Annotated in this window: 1 protein-coding gene; it reads left to right on the top strand. The window is 46.4% G+C overall.

What is annotated here, in order from left to right; genetic code table 11:
- Window positions 1-5: 5 nt before the first annotated feature.
- The coding region (locus ACG9ZB_RS17140) for a transposase (protein WP_419326836.1) at window positions 6-289 on the top strand (284 nt) is incomplete at its 3' end.

Genomic DNA, 289 nt, shown 5'->3' on the forward strand with positions numbered 1-289 from the left:
CAGTTATAGACAGCACACCAACGCTAAAAAAGCCTCTTCGAACCTTCACTGCTGAATTTAAACATCAACTTATTCATCAATGCCAGCAGCCAGATACATCAGTGGCCAAGGTCGCAATGCAACATCAGATCAATGCCAATCTGTTGCATAAATGGATTCGTCAATCCATATCAATACCCCCTGCATTAACACCCCCCCCTAGTCCACAGACTGACTTTCTTCCGGTAATGCTTCACCCGACTCCAGCCAAACAAGACGCACCTCAGCTATCTGTGCCGGAGAAGAATAC

The organism is Acinetobacter johnsonii (genome assembly GCF_048551975.1).
Taxonomy (GTDB): Bacteria; Pseudomonadota; Gammaproteobacteria; order Pseudomonadales; family Moraxellaceae; genus Acinetobacter; species Acinetobacter johnsonii_A.